Origin of the sequence: Pseudoalteromonas apostichopi (genome assembly GCF_030297135.1) — a bacterium.
Lineage (GTDB): Bacteria > Pseudomonadota > Gammaproteobacteria > Enterobacterales > Alteromonadaceae > Pseudoalteromonas > Pseudoalteromonas apostichopi.
Genome location: NZ_AP028065.1, coordinates 3,184,180 through 3,201,266, shown reverse-complemented (window position 1 = coordinate 3,201,266; position 17,087 = coordinate 3,184,180). Strand labels below are relative to the sequence as shown.

Genomic DNA, 17,087 nt, shown 5'->3' with positions numbered 1-17,087 from the left:
ACACGCTAAGCTTTAAACTAAACACAGCAAAAGTCGCGTGTGTATTAGTAAAGCCAAATGGGGTGGATATAGTGTGACATATATTACACAAATCAACAGCGTGTTGCGCGAATAATTCTCAACAAAATAAGATAAGCCATCTCAGCTAATAACATCAGCTATTTCCGATTTATCTGAACTGCTGAGGTTTGTTTTAATTCCCCGATTACAGGGAGAATGAGGATAAGTTGTTATGGATTACGTTATTTTATCCGTAATAACATTGCCAGCATGCGTTGTCGCAATTTTAATCGCCAAACATTACGCTAAAAAGCACGATTTATGGTATGGCTTTCTCGTTTTTGTAGGTTCACTACTATTAACTAGCTGGTCGGTGGCTGGCTTAGTTGCTAACGAAACTTTCTTTTTTCCGCTACCTTCATTGCTCAGTATTGCCTTTTACTTCTACTGTTTTGGTGAAACCGATATTGTGTTTATGCCAAATTTTTTAATTAATCCTGGCATTGCTATTTTTTGCTATTTTTCTGGTTACTTTTTTTATCGTAATAAACTCTTTTAAAGCCCTGCTATTTTAAATCGATTAGCTTATCTCCATTAGTTTAATAAAAATAAAAGCCGCTCATTGAGCGGCTTTGGTTCTATCAGGGATCATATATTAAAAGCTATAACGGGCACCAATTGTGTAACGAGGTCCGTATTGACGAGCAAATAAGAACTGCTCTTGGTAACGTCCATAGCCACGCTCAGTTTCGTTGTTAAGGTTTATACCTTCAAAGAAAACGGTCATGTTTTCGTTAATGTCATAGTTAACGCTTAAGTCCCATTGACCGTAAGTGTCGCCAAACTGTGGCGGCGCATCAGATGAACCTTGTGACTGACCCACACCAATCAAGTACGAATCACGCCATGCGTAAGTTACTTTAACTGACAAGACATCTTTATCATAAAAGGCTTGGAAGTTAGCTGAATCGCTCAAACCTGATAACGGAGCTTGTTGGGTCAAACTATCAACATCAAATTCAACATCACCATCTACAAATGTGGCATTCACACCTAAACCGAAGCCACTTTCACCAAATAAGTGTTGAACAGCAAGTTCAAAGCCATCGACTGATTTGCTGTCGGTATTTTGTGGCTGAGAAATGTTCCATACCATGAGGGGGTCTGAGCTCGTCGGTTCAATAGCGCCATCCGCATTGCCATAACCAAGCGCTAACATTTCATTGAAAATAGCATCACTCGTAGCCTGCTCTCCGCGCGCTTCAACTGACGCTACAGCCTCTTGGTAACGAGGACCATTTAAGATGTCATGTAAACCATCAATCGTTGTTTCAGTAATTTGTGTTTGAATAAAGTTATCAACGTCTTTTTTGAAGTAGCCAAGCGATGCATAGCTACCTTCGCCGTAGTAATATTCAAGCGATAAGTCTAAGTTAGTTGATTCAAAAGGTAAAAGACTAGTGTTACCTTGGCCACCAGTGCGTGAACCCGGTTTAGGACTACCTGATAAGCTTCGGCCACCAGCAAGGTTACCAAGCGGTGCACGGGCCATGGTTTTACCCCATGAAACACGCCCCACAAGCTCGTCTGTGATCTCAACTTTTACATCGATATTAGGTAACCAGATATCGTAATTACCTTCTTCTTGATAAAAATTATCTGTGCCACCAGTTTCGTACTGCATAATCCATTCAGATGCACTCACCCAGTTCACTTGGCTTTCAACGCGTTGGCGAACCGTACTGGTTACATCCGTTTCTTCATAACGAAGACCTGCGTTAATCTGAACGAAGTAATTAGCTACATCAAATTCCCACAAGCTGTTCACATAAAAACTTTGCGTTTTCTCTTCTACATAGCTTTCGCTGTCGATACCATCAAAGAATGGGTCAATTGAATATTGATTATCACCCAATAAATCTTCATTTAAAAAAGCAAGCTGACGAGCTAACGCCTCTTCAAAGCTATAGGTGTAATAGTAATTTGGCTCAAGGGCACTACCACCACCAGCGAACTGGTCAAGCATGTCACCAGTTTCGTTATAAGTGAACATGCCGTCAGGGAGAATTTCGGTAAATGATGGATTAAAACCCGGACCGCCTCTTAAGCCACTCCAGGCCGTGAAACCACCCATGGTTTGCTTGGTATTTGCCGCCCCGAATTTTACTTTAACTAATGGAATTTCGAAGCTTTCATTAAACCAAGTTGTATGAAGCTGGGCTTGCTCAACCTTAGACTCACCTGGCGAATAACTAAACTGGCTGAAGTTTGAATCAATTTCACTTGGGTCAAGTACTGTTGTGCCGTTGTTCCAGTTAACGTATGCGTGCGGAATTTCACCTGTGCGGTAGTCATATACTTTGCTCTTTAACTGGTCAGAACCAAGGATAATTTGACCGTCTGAGCCTAAACCGTCATCTGCACCATTATCTGTTTCGTTTTTAGAATCATGATAATCGAACTCAACTTCCCACTGATCGTTAATTTGCCATTCTAGGTTTAAACCGATTGAACGCGCTTTAACTTCTGTAGTTACACGGCTTGCAGTAAATGAGCCGTCGTTTCCACTGATATCGGCATAAAGTGCAGTACCATTTTCATCAAGCTCATAGCCATTAATGTTACCACCGAACTCATTCCAGATACCCCAACCTACGGTATTCACACCAGTAATAGCACGGCTTGCTGTGTAATCAACTGTTGCTGTAAAGCTTTCAACTGGCGAGTACTGTAAAGTTACTTGGCCATTAGTACGCTCACGTTCAACATCAGCAATACTGTAGTTCATGTCTTTCGGGAAGAAATGATTACCGACACGGTTGCCTTCGCTATCTAATGGACGCGGGTCAATGTACTCTCCTTCATCAAGAGTTGGTAAATCAACATTAGCTTGCCAACCTTGAATATTGGCACTTTGCTGTTGAAAGTCACGTTCTTGATGTGAGAAAGATGCCGCAAAACCAAATGTATCATCAGCATAGGTATTGCTGTACATCGCTGAAAATTCTGGCGTTACATCATCACCTTTTTCATTTGACGAGTCATGAATAGCTTTAATAGACGAGCTAAACTTTTCGCCTGGGCTATTTAATGGGCGAGTTGTAATAATATTTACAGTAGCTCCTAGACCACCACTTGGTACATCAGCTTGACCTGATTTTGCTACTTCAAGTGCACTTACACCATCAGCGGCAATATTCTCAAGGGCGTATGAACGCGTATAACCCGTGCCTGGCATTTGGCGACCATTAAGCATTACGAGGTTAAACTCAGGGCCAAAACCACGTACCGTAATTTCGCTACCTTCGCCGTTTGAACGACTCACCGATACACCGGTAATACGCTGTAATGATTCAGCTAAGTTAGTATCTGGGAATTTACCCATCTCTTCTGCTGAAATCGCATCAACAACACCTGTTGCATCACGTTTCATATCCATGGCGCGGATCATACTGCCACGAATACCTTTAATTTCGATAACTTCAATATCGTTATCAGCTTTCTCTTGCTCATCCTGTGCATAAGCCGACATAGTGCCTAGCCCTGCGGTTAAAATCATCGCAACTGACGCTGCAAGAGGTGTTTTAATAAATTTTGTGCTTTTCATGATTTACCTGCTTTTGCAATATGTTGTCATGGATACTGGGTGCTGTAATCAGCACCCATCACTTGTTGCCAATGTTCATTACGGGTTTGCAATAACTGCATTATCAATACGGTAAACCGCACCTTCACCCATCCCCCATGACGGGAACACCATAACAACGTCGATTGCACTAATATCAAGACCTGCACTTAGTAGATCAGCAAGTGTATAGGTATACGTTTGCCACTCACCAACTACAGGCTCAACACCTTCTTGGCTTGCACTTAACGCAAGCTCCACAGCTTGAGCTGCATCGTTTGACTCAATTTTGAATAACCACTGAACATCTTGGTTGCTGGCGTTTGAAACTATTTTCATTTCAAAGCGAACCACACCTTGTGATAATAAGTGTGAAGCATCAAAGCTTACGCCGTCATCAGCTAAGAAGCCCATAACTGTTGGTTGAGCGCCAATTTGAAACTCAGCAACTGAGCCATGTGCTTCGTCGTCAGTTTCAACTGTTGGCGTACTACCTGCACAACAATCCCAAATACTCCATTGGTCAGCTACATTATTAGCAAATAATGTTAGCTCTGACGCAGCCGTATCTTGCTCAGGTGCATAGATGCGGGCATTGTCAACACGGTAAACCGCACCTTCACCTTGCCCCCATGCAGGGAAAATCATAATTACATCAATTGTACTGACATCTAAACCAGCGTTTAATAAGGTGCTAATTGGGAATGTATAGGTTTGCCACTCTCCAGCAACAGGGTCAACACCTTCAGCACTCATGTTAAGGTTTAATTCAACCGCTGTAGCACCTTCATTTGACTCTACTTTTAGAAGCCAAGGTGCATCTGGCGTTGACGATAAAGACGTGATCTTCATTTCAAATTGCAACATGCCATCATCAACTAATGCTGATGCATCAAACTGGCTACCACTACCACCTGATGAAGTACGGTTGATAAAGCCCATTACTGTTGGTTGAGCACCAATAGAGAACTCAGCTGTCACACCATGCTCTTCATCGTCGACTACTTCGACAGGCGTTGAACCGCCACAACAATCCCATAACGGCCAATCAAGGTTCATTTCATCTGCAAATAAGGTTAATGAAGGTAATGTCGTCGTTGCACCATTGGTGATCTCTACGTTATCAACACGGTAAACTGCGCCCTCACCTTGACCCCATGCAGGAAAAATCATAATCACATCAATCAGTGAAACATTTAGCCCTGCATCTGCCAGTGTTTGCAGAGGGAATGTATAGGTTTGCCATTCACCAGCAACTGGACTTACACCTTCAGTACTCGCACTTAGATTTAACTCAACCGCTGTCGAGCCTTCATCGCTCTCAATTTTAAATAACCAAGGTGCATCTGGAGTTGAAGGAAGCGAAGTTACTTGCATGTCAAAAGTTACATAACCGTCTTCTAACATAGCACTAGCATCGAAAGGTGAGGCTTCTCCGTTTTCATCTGTGATAAAAGCATCACGACTAATGAAACCATTTACAGTAGGTTCTGCGCCAACAACAAACTCAACCACATCACCGCGCTCAGCATCTTCTACTAGCGCAGGTGTTGAACCGCCACAGCAGTCCCATGCAGGCCAGTTAGGATTAAAGCTGTTATCAAAAATGGTGAGTGGCGTTACGGTGCCATCACTCGGTGGCGTTGGAGCTGGAGCTGCACCCTGCACAAGTGCATCTTCTGGATTGTCGTAACCAGGACGAACTGTTTCACAGCCTTTGCCTGTGTCTGGGTTTTGCGAACATTCATAAACACGAACATAGTCAACTTCAAAAGTCTGACCATTTTCGAATGCACTAGCATCAATACCTAAAGCATTAACGTTTTCTGGCCAGTCACCGCCCACTGCAAAGTTAAGAATTAAATAAAACTCTTGATCAAATGGGGCTGTGTCCCAATGAGTTTCTAACTCACCCGTTGTTTGATCAAAATACTCGGTATACCAACCCTTATGTTTTAGAGCAAGCGCCTCACCATTTGCATTGTAAAGTAACTCTGATTTGCGCTGCGTGGCATACAAGTAGTCATCGACGTACCAGCGGATTTCACCCTCTTGCCACTCAATAGCATAGGTATGAAAGTCATCAGCAGGGTTTACACCTTGGTCAAATGTGTAAGCTTTGCCGCTTTGATCGTTATTTGGCCACTCTTTACCATAATGAAGTGTTCCGTAGATGTTTGACTCGACACCATCCTCGGTTGGAACTTTCAAGTTAACCGACTCAACGATGTCAATTTCGCCTGAACGAGGCCAGCCACCGTAAACTTCATCGGTTGGCATCATCCAAAACGCAGGCCAAGAGCCTTGGCCACTTGGTAATTTAGCTCTTACTTCAAAGCGACCATATTTAAAATCAGCTTTGTAACGAGTATTGATACGTGCAGACGTATAAGGTTTTGCTGCCCCTTCTTCTGCAGGTAATGCAACAATATTAAGAATACCGTCTGCAACAAAGGCGTTTTCTTCACTATCGGTATAACATTGTTTTTCGTTATTACCACCACCTGCACAGTCTATTTCGAAATTCCATTTGTTGTCATCTATGGCATCGCCGTCAAAGTTATCTTCCCAAACCATAACCCAATCTGAAACTGGCTCAGTCGGGTTTACAGTATCTATTTTTGTATCTGTGGCAGAGCCACCGCAGCCAGCTACAGTCACTACTGAAAGCGCCATTGCTAGTTGTGTTAAGTGTGTTTTGAATTTGTTCATTGCATTGAACCCTAACATTATGTGTTTGTTAGTACTCAACTGATTCATATAGTATTATTTTAATCAGTTAATTGTAAGCGCTTACAAAAAAGATTAAATAAAAAGAACCATTAATGTAAGCGCTTACATTAGAGTATGGCATGGTTATTAAAACGTCAATAAATTATTAACAATTACTGCAAATTTTTTGACATGTTTTACGCAAATTTAGGCTATATGCTGCTAAAAGCGTGGTTGGGAGTGAATTTAGTACAAAATAATCAAGTCTTTGTTAATAAGAAAAACCCATTAACAAAATCTTTGCAACAATCAATCTTCAGTAATAACAATTTCAACGGAGCTTGTGTGTGACTGCTGATAATACAAGCTACTAGCAAGTACACGGGCAGCTGTTTTGTATGTTTCACTTATTTGAGCCGCGTTATCTTTCGCTATTAAATTGCCCTGCTCTGAGCTTTCACGAATTTCAATGGCCAACGGAATATTAGCAAGTACAGGCACACCATGGCGATGAGCTAATTTTACGGCGCCATCTTTACCAAATACATGGTTTGGTTGCCCACAATGGCCACACAAGAAGTAGCTCATATTTTCAATTAACCCAAGCACAGGGACGTTTACTTTATTGAACATAGCTATACCTTTTTGTGCATCGGCAAGGGCTAAATCTTGAGGGGTGGTAATGATCACAGCACCACTAGCAGGCACTTTTTGGCTCATCGTCAATTGAATATCACCCGTACCAGGGGGCATATCAACGATTAGATAATCAAGCTCTCCCCAAACGGTTTCGTTCATTAATTGATTAAGTGCTCCTGAAGCCATAGGACCACGCCAAACGGTGGCATCATCACTTGGAACTAAAAAGCCGATCGATTGCGCTTTGAGATTATGTGCCTCAAAAGGAAGTAAGTTTTTATTATCCGCTGTTTTAGGTTCAGCTCCTTGCAGACCTAAAAGTAATGGAATAGACGGGCCATAAATGTCGGCATCGAGAATACCTACTTGTGCACCCTCTTGCTCTAAAGCCGAGGCAAGATTCACTGCCGTGGTTGATTTGCCAACTCCACCTTTACCTGATGCAACTAGAACAATATGTTTAATTTGCTTAAAACTATAAGAATTAGGTAATTTGACTTTGGCGCTAATTGACACAGGCACTGATAATTTATCGGCGACAAACTTTTCAATTTCGTTGATTTCACCACAGCCAGCAAAAGGTAGGCTTAGTTTTACTTGCCAGCTTTTATCGCTGTTTTGATTAAGCTCTTCGAGCCAGCTTTGCTCAATACCAATGGCAAATGCGCTACTACGATAGGCGGCGAAGGCATCAATGATCGGTGCTTTTTCAGTCGATTTACTTGAGAATAGTTTTGACAGTCCAAACATAGCAATAAATTAGCGTTTCTTTGATGAAAAGTGCTGCGGAATTATGTAACATTCAAGGCATTAAAACCAGACAATTAGATAATATCATTGCTTTAGGTTGTATATAAGCAACTCACAATGAATTAAATAATGATATTCGTGCATGTTTGCATCGAACTAATCTCAATTCGGAATGATTATGGCACAGCGAAAGATCCTGATTACTAGCGCATTACCTTATGCCAATGGCCCGACTCACTTAGGTCATTTACTAGAATATATCCAAACTGATATTTGGGCGCGTTACCAAAAACAACAAGGTCATGAAACCTACTACGTTTGCGCGGATGATGCCCACGGCACACCAATTATGCTTAATGCGCAAAAACAAGGGATCACGCCTGAGGAAATGGTTAAAAACGTGAGTGTTGAGCGTCAACGCGACTTTGCTGATTTCAACATTGAATTTGATAACTATCACAGCACGCACAGTGAAGAGAATCGTCACTTTAGTGAATTAATCTACAATCGTTTAAATGAAGCGGGTCACATTAAAAAGCATACTATTTCTCAACTGTTCGACCCAGAGAAAGGTATATTCTTACCAGACCGCTTTGTAACAGGTACTTGCCCTACGTGTAAGTCAGAAGATCAAAACGGTGACAGCTGTGATTCTTGTGGTGCTACTTACAGCCCAACTGAGCTTATCAACCCACGTTCTGTAATGTCGGGTGCTGAGCCAATCTTAAAAGATTCTGAGCATTACTTCTTCGATCTTCCAGCTTTTGAAGACATGCTTAAAGAGTGGTTACACTCAGGTACGATTCAACAAGAAATGGCGAACAAGTTAGATGAATGGTTTGCAGATGGCTTACAGCAGTGGGATATCAGCCGTGACGCACCTTATTTTGGCTTTGAAATCCCTGGTGCACCGGGTAAATACTTCTACGTATGGTTAGATGCTCCAATTGGTTACATGGCGAGCTTTAAAAACCTGTGCGATAAAAAAGGTATCGATTTTGATGCATTCTGGAGTGAAGACTCAGATGCAGAGCTTTACCACTTCATTGGTAAAGACATCATCTATTTCCACAGCTTATTCTGGCCGGCAATGTTAGATGGCGCAAAATTCAGAAAGCCAACAAACGTATTTGCCCACGGTTTTGTGACAGTAAATGGCGCAAAGATGTCTAAATCAAAAGGCACCTTTGTTAAAGCACGTACTTACCTTGATAACCTAGACCCTGAGTATCTTCGTTATTACTACGCAGCAAAACTAAACAACGGCATCACTGACCTTGACTTAAACCTTGAAGACTTTGCACTGCGTGTAAACTCTGACTTAGTAGGTAAAGTTGTTAACATCGCAAGCCGTTGTGCAAGTTTCATCACCAAGAAATTTGACGGTAAGCTTAGCGACATAGTGATGGATGAAACACTGTTAGGTGAGTTCCAAGCGGCTTCGGCAAGCATTGCAAATCACTATGAAAACCGTGATTACAGCCGTGCAATTCGTGAAATCATGGCCCTTGCTGATAAAGCAAACCAATTTATCGATGCTAAAGCGCCGTGGGTGTTAATTAAAGACGAAACAAAACAACAAGAAGCACACGATGTATGCTCTCTTGGTTTAAATATGTTCCGTGTACTTATCACTTACTTAAAACCAGTTCTTCCAGGTATGGCTGCTAACGTAGAAGCCTTCTTAAACGACGGTTTAACCTGGCAGGGTGCGCAAACAGCGCTTGTAGGTCACGCAATTAATAAATTCAAACCGTTAATGCAACGTGTTGAAATGGATAAAGTAAATAAAATGATTGAAGAATCTAAAGAAAGCCTAGTTGCTGAAAAAGATAAGATTGATCCAAACAGCCCACTAGCAAAAGAGCCAATCAGCCCAGAAATCGAATTTGATGATTTTGCGAAAGTTGATTTACGCGTAGCAAAAATTGCTAAAGCAGAACACGTTGAAGGCGCAGATAAGCTATTAAAACTAACCTTAGATTTAGGTGGCGAAACGCGCCAAGTATTCGCAGGTATTAAATCTGCGTATGCACCAGAAGACATTGAAGGCAAACTAACGGTAATGGTAGCGAACCTTAAGCCTCGTAAGATGCGTTTCGGTATGTCTGAAGGTATGGTATTAGCGGCAGGTCCTGGCGGTAAAGAAATTTATATTCTTAACCCAGATAAAGGCTCAGAGCCTGGCATGCGCGTAATGTAATTGCACAATTACTAGCTACTAAAAAACCGTTGTGTTTTAGGCACAACGGTTTTTTTATGTTGAATGTATGGTTATGAACTTGGGCATGCCGGGTGCTCAGTCAGTACTTGAGTAATTATTTGCCCGAACTGCTGGTGTTGTTGCTCTGTGATAGCAAAAGCAGCATTGTAAGCGAGAGTGTCAGCAAGCTCACCGGTTACTACTTCATAAAAGGTCATTGCGGTAAGTAAGTGCCCTGCATCTGAAGCATGATTACCATCGGCACTGTAAAAATTCAGATCTGGTAATGCAGCTATTGCTTTGTCCCAAACTAAACCGACAGGTGCAACACAGCTTGTTTCTTTTTCGCTAATAGACAAGTGTAATTGATAGACAAGCTCCCCTTCTTTGCTGTCACCTCGCTGTGGATGCTCAGGAAATAAGATGGGTGTGATATCCAGCTCTTTCGCACTTGCAATCAATCGCTCTGCCTCACTCGTAGAATAGTTAACAGAGCCAGACTGAGAATATTTCTGACCTTGAAAAATAGCATGACTCCAATTGTCTTGCTGTAGCTTTTCAACATTGCCCGATTCGTTAACTATCTCATCTAAAAAGCGACCACTGACGGTAAGGGTTGATACTTGAGCGTTGGTTAACTCACTTGAAATGAGCTGTTCAAGCAAATCCCCTAATTTAGCGCTATGGCTATTACCGTAAATAATAACTTTATAGTCAGCACTACCACTGTTATCGACTAGCCCAACAGTTGTATCTGGGGTGGAGCTGTCAGGCTCATCGACTTTTGTAGTTTCGCTTTTTGAGCTTGAACCACATGCAACGAGACTAAATGAAATGACTAGTAACAAATAGCATCGAATTAACCTAGCAAGCTTATCATTGATCATATTTAACCTTTTTGGCTTATTATTTTTATGTCGTTAATATTGAGACATAAAACTGTAAATTGCCAATTTTTATACGATTTTCATCTAAGGTGCTAAATATAAATCATGTAAAACTCGCTCTTTTCGAGGTAAATAATAGTCATCATAATCAAGTGACACTATGACTCTTTTAGCTTTACCTAACAACTCACTGCGAGGCACTAAACCAATCACTCTCGAGTCTGCACTATGATCGCGATTATCACCCATCGCTAAATACATATCCTTAGGAATTACGACAGGTGCAAAATGCTGCATCACCGAAGAGGCTTTTGATACCTGGATGGCGTGCTGAACACCTGCAAGGTTTTCAATCAGTGTCTGCTGTTGTTGCTTGTCATCAGTTAATGCGTAATTAAGCGCTTTACCGTTAATAATCAATTTATTATCTACTAAAGTCACTGTATCGCCCGGCACACCAATAACACGCTTTATTAAACGATTATTTGCAGCCTTGGAATCAAATACGATGATATCCCCGGCTTTTGGCTCATCGGTACGCATAAGCGAAATATGAGTAAATGGCACACGCAGATCATAAGCCATTTTATCCGTTAAAATACGATCCCCTTCGACAATGGTCGGATTCATTGAACCTGTTGGCACTTCATACCAATCAGCTACCGCACTTCTAAAAACACTCATCAAGCAGATAAATACAATCAATGAACGGTTATTTTTCCATACTTTTACAATCCAGTTCATAGTCATTCCTTATTTTGTGGTTTGTTTTACTAAGAGCCTTTAGCTGAGAATTAGTTCTTAACTAAATGTAACGAGATACGTCAAAGATAAAAATATCATACATGATGTTAAAAATATTTGACACAGCAAGCGATGAGTAGTTTACTTAACATCAAGTCAAATATATTTTACATGGGATTATGAAAGATGAGCTACAAAGAAATGACAATTTGGGGCACTTTAGTAGTGACAATTGGCCTTTTAAGTTATTACCTCCTAGGTATTAATTCACTACAAGCTGCTGGAAATCTTAGCCAAGATACCATGGTTTCATACTTATATAAGGTCGTTGTTGTAGCGGTAATCTTAGAGATAATCATGCAATCGATACTTGCAGGCACTAAACACAAAGAAGCAGACTTAGGTGATGATGAACGCGATAAGCTCATTGAATTAAAAAGTACCAAACTTGGACACTGGTTTTGCTCTGCAATTATCTTAATGTGTGTATTTCTAACGACTCAAATTGAGCGTGTGTCAGACCGTATGTTGTTACCTGAGGTCTCTGATCTATATAATATTATGCATTTTCTTATTATAGGTTTTTTAATTAGTGAAATTATCACTAATGCTAGCAAAGCGTATTTATATCGAAGAGATAGCTAAATGACAAAACAGCTCAGTAATACCATTCGTGAACTTCGATTTCATCACAATGAAATGACTCAGCAAGCATTGGCAGAGGCTGTTGGCGTTTCAAGGCAAACCATAGTAGCGATTGAAAAAGGTAAGTATTCTCCGTCGCTCGAAGTGGCTTTTAAGATTGCTCAATTGTTTGATAAGAAGCTGGATGATGTTTTTTCATATCAATAGGCCAACAAAAAAGGTTAGCTATTTAGCTAACCTTTTTTGTTCAGTAAGCATCGTAAAATCTTACGGCTGCTGATTTTTGAACTGCGCTTTGGCTTGTTCAACTTCGTCATCACTGATCCCAACTGATTCAGCCGCTTCTTTAATAAGGTGTGGCTGCGTCATCACTAATGCCATAAGTTGTTGAAGCTTTTCTGGTGGGATACCTAATTGTTGAACCAAACCCATTGCCATCATTGGGTTTTCCATAAATGCTTGGAACAGCTCACGCACTTTTTCGTCACTTACATTGTGCTCTTTGAGCATTGCAATAATTGGGTTCATACTAACCTTTACTTTTAACTACTAATAAAACCAATAATATGGGCAAATTAATGTTATTCAACTAACATTACCACTTTTCCCGAATTTTCGTTGTTATCTAAAATACGATGAGCCTCATTTGCATCTTGCCAATTTAACGTTTTATAGATATTGCAATCCAACAGTCCTTGTGCCAAATCATCATAAAAGCGGGTTATAAACTGCTCTTTTAAATCGCGCTTAAATTCAATTGAACGGTTTCGTAAGGTTGATGCATGAAAGGAAATACGCTTACTAAGCAGCCTTGCAAAGTCAACCTCAGCAAAGCGCGCATCTAAAAACGCTAACATCACAATTTGGCAATCCATTGCTGCAACGGCGGCATTTTTGTTTAAATAGCTCCCTGAAACTGGATCAACAATGGTATTGGCCTGTAAATTATTTGCTTTGAAGTATTCTACAAAGTCGGTGGTTTTATAATTGATGGTATGGTCAGCACCCAGCTGTTTGGCATGCTCGCACTTTTCATCGCTTCCGGCGGTGATCACCACTTGAGCGCCAGCGCGTTTAGCCATTTGAATTGCGGCACCGCCTACGCCACTGGCTCCTGCATGAATAAGTGCCGTTTGCCCTGCTTTAAGCTGACCAAATTGAAACAAAGCAGAAAATGCCGTTAAGTAAACTTCGCTGATAGCAGCGCCTTGGGCCATTGTCATTTCATCTGGTAAAGGCATCACTTGCGCAGCATCAACGGCAACATACTCGCTGTAAGCACCGCCCGCACACAAGGCAAAAACGCGTTTATTAAGCCAGTCACCGGATACTGCACTACCTTGCTCAACAATGGTACCGGCGCATTCTAACCCTAGAATTTCACTGTCACCTTTGGGCGCAGGATATTTACCTTGTCGCTGTAAACAATCTGCCCGATTAACGCCGATTGCTGCAACAGCAATAAGAACTTCGTTATCTTTTAGGGCTGGTTTATCTGTTTGCGCAAAATGTAACTGTGAGTCTTCGTGCTTAATATAACGCATATCACCTTCTATTTAATTCGTTGCCAGATCTCAGCTTCGACTAATTTGCCATTTTCATACAAGGTGTGGTGCCACAAGTCACCTTCTATTTTGTAATCAAATGCCATAGTCTTACCAAGTAGTGAAGGTACATTACCATAGGAAAAAGTTTCGATAAATTGCTGGTCTTGCAAAACATATTTGCCGCCACCAGCATAATGAAAGTTGCCTTGCTTTTGGGTGATATAGCTAAAATGACTGGGTGTAATCAGTTTAACAGAGGTTATTTCTGGCGCTTTTGCCGTCACATAGCCGTCATTGGCTGCATATTTGCCTTCAACAAATTGCCAGCTACCTAATAACGGGTTGGCGCTTACCATAGACGAAATAAATAAACTCGATAATAACAGTGTGTTTTTCATAGTGCGTTCCTTAGCTATTTTTTCAATAGCATACGCTAACACTATGTTACTATTAAACAGTTATAGGTTGAGATTTTTTCATTTGAGCTTTCATCGAAGAAAAGCGCCAAGACTGCTTATAAGGATAAACATCAAGCAATTGCCCATCGTTAATAGCCGCTTGTAATTGCTGCCACATAGTGGCTGTGAAAATATCTTGGTGGGCTGCATTAAAATAATCAAACGCCCGCTTATTGGCGCTAAAAAATACTTTAAACTGGCTAGGAAATACATCGTTTTCTGCGATGTCAAAGTAGCTTTCGCTGCTGAGTTCATCTAATGAGTCATCAGTTTTTGGCAGCTCTCTAAATTGACATTCTGTCATTGGGCAAATTTCATCGTAGTCATAGAACACTACTCTTCCCCAACGAGTGACACCAAAGTTCTTCATCAGCATATCACCGGGAAAGATATTAGCCCCCGCGAGCTCTTTTATCGCTTTACCGTAATCAACCATGACTTGCTGCAGTTTTCGCTCATCACAGTCATTGATATACAAATTAAGCGGCGTCATTTTGCGTTCTACATAAACATGGCGCAATATAAGTGCATTCCCCGAAATTACTAAACTATCACCAATTTGCTGCTGCATTGTCTTTATTAGCTCTTCACTAAATCGACTTAAATCAAACGCTAAATAACGAAATTCATGTGTATCAACTAACCGGCCAACTCTGTCGGCTTGTTTAACAAAATCGTATTTGGCCATGACCTGCTGTTTGGTGGCTGTTTTCGGTGCACTGAATTTATCTTTGATTACCTTATAGACATAATCTGAGCCTGGGGTTGTAAATACTAGCATTACCATGCCCGGCGTTCCTGGCGCAATAATGTATTTATCATCCACAGGGCTATTGCGCGTGGTATCAACTTTGTAACGATAGAACTCGGTTTTAGCATGTTTGATAAAGCCTATGGCATTAAACAACTCAAAGCGTTGCTTATGGGGCATTAAAACACTGAGATAATCAACGTATCGTGCGGGTTGGTCGGTATCGACCATAAAATAAGTACGGGCAAAGCCAAACAGCAAGCTAAGTTGGTCAGCTCCCATCATCACAGCATCAATATGCAGACCTTTTTCACTGTTTAATAACGCAATCGCAAATGGCATGTTATCGCCATTTTTAGCAATACATCGACCTATGATGTAACACGCTTTATTTCTGAAAAACAAAGAATTTGCGTATTCAATATAACCATCGTTGAGTGCAAGTAGCTCATAGACTTGCGGGCATTGCAGTTTTGCACCCGCAATTAAAGTACGCTGCAACATGGCAACATCACCAGTAAAATCAGCGTATTGTGAACGAAACACATGGCGTTTTATTAAGCTACTGATGGCACTTTCAAAACCATTTTGTAAAGAAATGCGGCTAACCAATGAATCAAAAGGCCGCGGCCCAAGTTGATAACGTGCTTTTAGTACAAACAAATGTACATTGCGGATTTTTCGTGAGTCCCAAATAGCACCGAAGGTTGAGTTAAAAAAAGTATGAGCAATGGGCTGGTTTTCATGGCTTTGCACCATTTCTGCGTATATTTTTTTGGCTAGTAACCAAATTGCAGGGTCATCTACCTCGCTATAAGCAATAATTTTTACTGCTTGGCTTACCTTTTTTACTTGCCCTTCGTAAACCTGTAATCGCGATTTCATAGCCCCTTGAACTTGATGCCACTGGCGCTGTTCAAAACGACTTTGTGCACCGAGGGTAATATTTAAAAACTCTGCAAACATAGCCTCAAAGCCAGCATACACCGCGCGGGCAAGCTTAGTCGCTACTACCTGATTTAACTGTTCGCTGTGTGATTTAACAGCCAAATGTGAGCTCTGCTGTGGCATTATTTTTATCGCTTATGCTGATTATTTTAGTCGCCTTGTTTACACACAATAGCAAGCGCGCTTTAATTTAGGTAATTAATAAAGATAATAAATAAGATTGATCAAATGAATATTAGGCACGTCGACCTCAACCTATTAGTGTATTTAAATGTCCTCATTGATGAACAAAGTGTGTCAAAAGCCGCCAATAAACTGGCTTTGACTCAACCAGCAATGAGTAATGCCCTTAAGCGTTTACGTGATTTATTTGATGATCCATTATTAGTGAGAGCCGCGGGCACGATGACGCCGACAGCAAAAGCGCTCAGCCTTAAACCTGAAATAGAATCACTGTTAAAAATGGCCGAAGAAATTACTCAGCCAAGTGAAGTATTCGACCCTAGCACAGCTAAAATTACATTTCGGATTATGGCAAACGACTACCTAGAATCAACCCTAATTGCGCCGTTTATCACGCAGCAGCTGGAAAAAAATCCGGGACTTAACTTTGATATTTTGAGCCCAAGCGATGTTAATCTTCAAGATATGGAAAAAGGCACCATCGACCTTGCCATAAACCGCTTTAACGGCCTGCCCCGCTCATTCCACCAAGCCAGTGTTTGGCGCGATAATTACTGCTGCTTAACACACCCAGACAATCCCTACTTACAACAGCAAAATCTTGAAGGCTACCTTGCACAAGAGCACATTTGGGTGAATCGGGCAGGTTGGGGCGTAGAAGCGGCATTGACGAATAAATCAGGTAGTCAAAAACTCGGCTGGGTCGATGAGGCATTATGGCAATTAGAACAAACCCGCAATATTCGCGTATTCACCCGCCACTACATGGTGGCAAGCTTGCTGTGTCAATCACCAAAACTGATTGCCACATTACCTCGTCGACAAGCCATGTTATTAGCAAAACACACTGATTTGGTAATAAGTCCAGTGCCTTTTCAAATTGTTCCTATTGAAGTGAAAATGTTATGGAGCCCTTTGTTACATCACGCAAACCCGCACCAGTGGCTTCGCAGAGAGCTACTTGCCTTTGCCAGTACCGTGGCTGATCGCTAAAA

14 protein-coding genes are annotated in these 17,087 nt (G+C 41.3%); 5 read left to right on the top strand and 9 right to left on the bottom strand.

Annotated elements, in window-relative coordinates:
• Nucleotides 1-232: 232 nt before the first annotated feature.
• Entirely contained in the window at nucleotides 233-559 is a 327-nt protein-coding gene (locus QUE86_RS14440) for a hypothetical protein (protein ID WP_130051746.1), read from the top strand.
• A gap of 96 nt (nucleotides 560-655) precedes the next feature.
• Here QUE86_RS14440 and QUE86_RS14435 read toward each other — a convergent pair whose 3' ends face one another.
• The 3 genes from QUE86_RS14435 to apbC form a co-directional block, all read right to left on the bottom strand.
• Nucleotides 656-3,607: a TonB-dependent receptor gene (locus QUE86_RS14435; RefSeq protein ID WP_286258041.1), complete on the bottom strand. Its 2,952-nt coding sequence runs from the start codon at nucleotides 3,605-3,607 to the stop codon at nucleotides 656-658.
• Nucleotides 3,608-3,685: 78 nt separating this feature from the next.
• The gene (locus tag QUE86_RS14430) at nucleotides 3,686-6,337 is read right to left on the bottom strand and encodes a glycoside hydrolase family 16 protein (protein ID WP_286258039.1); all 2,652 of its coding nucleotides are present in this window, start codon (nucleotides 6,335-6,337) and stop codon (nucleotides 3,686-3,688) included.
• A 309-nt stretch (nucleotides 6,338-6,646) separates the two neighbouring features.
• Entirely contained in the window at nucleotides 6,647-7,726 is a 1,080-nt protein-coding gene (gene apbC / locus QUE86_RS14425; RefSeq protein ID WP_130051749.1) for an iron-sulfur cluster carrier protein ApbC, read from the bottom strand.
• A gap of 178 nt (nucleotides 7,727-7,904) precedes the next feature.
• On the opposite strand from apbC, the gene metG reads away from it, so the two are divergent.
• On the top strand, nucleotides 7,905-9,929 hold the full coding sequence (gene metG, locus QUE86_RS14420; protein WP_286258035.1) for a methionine--tRNA ligase: 2,025 nt from the start codon (nucleotides 7,905-7,907) through the stop codon (nucleotides 9,927-9,929).
• Between the two features lie 71 nt (nucleotides 9,930-10,000).
• Here the strand turns inward: metG and QUE86_RS14415 are convergent, their stop codons facing one another.
• Together QUE86_RS14415 and lepB are read right to left on the bottom strand one after the other, a co-directional pair.
• Complete coding sequence (locus QUE86_RS14415; protein WP_130051751.1) at nucleotides 10,001-10,816, bottom strand: hypothetical protein; 816 nt, start codon at nucleotides 10,814-10,816, stop codon at nucleotides 10,001-10,003.
• 84 nt (nucleotides 10,817-10,900) lie between these two features.
• Nucleotides 10,901-11,560 carry a signal peptidase I gene (lepB, locus tag QUE86_RS14410; protein WP_167658610.1) on the bottom strand — a complete coding sequence of 220 codons (660 nt, stop codon included), beginning with the start codon at nucleotides 11,558-11,560 and terminating at the stop codon, nucleotides 10,901-10,903.
• Nucleotides 11,561-11,746: 186 nt separating this feature from the next.
• Here lepB and QUE86_RS14405 point away from each other — a divergent pair, with 186 nt between their 5' ends.
• Both QUE86_RS14405 and QUE86_RS14400 read left to right on the top strand, forming a co-directional pair.
• Nucleotides 11,747-12,205, top strand: a complete 459-nt coding sequence (locus QUE86_RS14405; RefSeq protein ID WP_286258032.1) for a hypothetical protein — start codon at nucleotides 11,747-11,749, stop codon at nucleotides 12,203-12,205.
• Complete coding sequence (locus QUE86_RS14400; RefSeq protein WP_054552938.1) at nucleotides 12,206-12,412, top strand: helix-turn-helix transcriptional regulator; 207 nt, start codon at nucleotides 12,206-12,208, stop codon at nucleotides 12,410-12,412.
• 60 nt (nucleotides 12,413-12,472) lie between these two features.
• On the opposite strand, the gene QUE86_RS14395 is transcribed toward QUE86_RS14400, so the two are convergent.
• The 4 genes from QUE86_RS14395 to aceK are packed head-to-tail and all read right to left on the bottom strand — an operon-like array spanning nucleotide 12,473 to nucleotide 16,032.
• A complete protein-coding gene (locus QUE86_RS14395; RefSeq protein WP_130051754.1) occupies nucleotides 12,473-12,733 on the bottom strand; it encodes a DUF2999 family protein in 261 nt (86 codons plus the stop codon).
• Nucleotides 12,734-12,786: 53 nt separating this feature from the next.
• Complete coding sequence (locus QUE86_RS14390; RefSeq protein WP_178926847.1) at nucleotides 12,787-13,749, bottom strand: zinc-binding dehydrogenase; 963 nt, start codon at nucleotides 13,747-13,749, stop codon at nucleotides 12,787-12,789.
• Between the two features lie 8 nt (nucleotides 13,750-13,757).
• A complete protein-coding gene (locus tag QUE86_RS14385; RefSeq protein WP_250661910.1) occupies nucleotides 13,758-14,150 on the bottom strand; it encodes a hypothetical protein in 393 nt (130 codons plus the stop codon).
• Nucleotides 14,151-14,202: 52 nt separating this feature from the next.
• Complete coding sequence (aceK, locus tag QUE86_RS14380) at nucleotides 14,203-16,032, bottom strand: bifunctional isocitrate dehydrogenase kinase/phosphatase (protein ID WP_167658613.1); 1,830 nt, start codon at nucleotides 16,030-16,032, stop codon at nucleotides 14,203-14,205.
• 105 nt (nucleotides 16,033-16,137) lie between these two features.
• On the opposite strand from aceK, the gene QUE86_RS14375 reads away from it, so the two are divergent.
• The gene (locus QUE86_RS14375) at nucleotides 16,138-17,085 is read left to right on the top strand and encodes a LysR family transcriptional regulator (protein ID WP_130051757.1); all 948 of its coding nucleotides are present in this window, start codon (nucleotides 16,138-16,140) and stop codon (nucleotides 17,083-17,085) included.
• Nucleotides 17,086-17,087: the final 2 nt, after the last annotated feature.